The sequence below is a fragment of the Motilimonas pumila genome (genome assembly GCF_003596335.1).
Taxonomy (GTDB): Bacteria; Pseudomonadota; Gammaproteobacteria; order Enterobacterales; family CBDFNC01; genus Motilimonas; species Motilimonas pumila.
Genome location: NZ_QZCH01000093.1, coordinates 1 through 1,372, shown reverse-complemented (window position 1 = coordinate 1,372; position 1,372 = coordinate 1). Strand labels below are relative to the sequence as shown.

Here is a 1,372-nt window from a genome sequence, read left to right as displayed (position 1 = left end):
AGAATCACTTCCATGTATCGTGCTCAATGATCTGATCGCAGTTTTCGAGAAAGGTTCCCTATTTAGTCAACAACGCCGTTATGACACCCTTCTAGTCAAAAAGTCACTTTTTAAGTGGTAGTTAGGGCGATTTCTGTCAAATTTTTTGGTGTCCTGTATATTTCGCTTTTCCAGTTAGATTCTATTAATCAAAAAGAGAGTCAGATTCGTTCAATAAGTTCTCAAGATCAGTCAACTGGATTTGATAATCGTTAACAGATATATCTTCCCAGTCCTCATCATCTAACTGTACTATGAACAATACAATACCTTTATCTTTGAAAAACTGTAATATTTCCCTTGTTTTTTTTGCCACATCAATATGGTCATTTAAATAAAACTCTCCGCTGAAAAAAAAGCCTGCCTTCCCTTTAGCTATTATTTTTCTTGCAGCAGTCAAGGATAACCCTAAGGTTACATGTAAAAATTTTGCGATACTTAAGTCTGTGCAGGGTTTATTTAGTGAAATAGCTATTTTTGTCATTTTAAAGTCCCTCTTAAAAAGTGGGTTAAGTGGCTTTCCTGAAGTTTTATTTTAAAGTTTCTACCATAACAGTGATACAAATTTTCGTATTTAGTGGCCGGATAAAATTGAGTTAATTATCTGCTATGTGAGGATACGCTAAAGCATTATACTTATGATGAACGTCGTTCGGTTTCCCATCAAATATTGACGTTTTGTTCGATAGAATAGCTTCTATTTGATCTTCACCCCAATCCCTTGAGGTTGGTTTTTCGGTTCTTATCTTTTTCCGTTCTTCTGACCAAAACTGCTTTACTCCTCGGTTTCGTCGGTTATTAAACCTTCTATCTCAATCGAAGTGTGTATATTCAGTTTCAGTCATCGTGCTACTTGCTATTCTTTCTTTAAAACTTTGTTTTTTAGCCTTGCTAAGAGGCTTGTAAGGTATTTCATAGCTATTTATGTCTGGTAGTACTTGTTGCTCTTAAATTATAGAATCTTTTGACGAAGCTCCCCCCACGACACAACTCATGCCCTTTCTTATTTGCCAACCCCAGTGGGTCTATCCAGCCCGTAGGGTTAGGCACATATTGATAGTTATTGAGCCCGCCTGCAAGTCCAATCAGATCTAAAGTTAAAAACGCGGCGGTGTTTGGGTTGTAATAACGGTGCCGGTTGTAGTGCAAGCCGGTTTCTGCATCATAGTACTGCCCGTGGAAACGCAGGGGGCTTTGTACCTCTTCCACTTCCTGTTTGAGTACCGTAGTCACGGTATTGCACGCTCCAGACTGTGTGGCCCAGCGCATTGGTAACTTCTTGTGGGGTGTCTTAGTCGCCTTAGTGGTCGGTTTCGGTGATTAAGCTGTCAGC

At 39.3% G+C, this 1,372-nt stretch carries 2 protein-coding genes and 1 pseudogene; all 3 read right to left on the bottom strand.

Features of this window, described 5'->3' with window-relative positions:
- Positions 1 to 184 precede the first annotated feature (184 nt).
- Positions 185 to 523, bottom strand: a complete 339-nt coding sequence (locus D1Z90_RS20595; RefSeq protein WP_119912640.1) for a hypothetical protein — start codon at positions 521 to 523, stop codon at positions 185 to 187.
- 112 nt (positions 524 to 635) lie between these two features.
- Positions 636 to 836 (bottom strand): annotated as a pseudogene (locus D1Z90_RS22125) (hypothetical protein); the annotation flags it as partial.
- A 121-nt stretch (positions 837 to 957) separates the two neighbouring features.
- Positions 958 to 1,308 carry an RHS repeat-associated core domain-containing protein gene (locus tag D1Z90_RS20585; protein ID WP_119912639.1) on the bottom strand — a complete coding sequence of 117 codons (351 nt, stop codon included), beginning with the start codon at positions 1,306 to 1,308 and terminating at the stop codon, positions 958 to 960.
- Positions 1,309 to 1,372 lie beyond the last annotated feature (64 nt).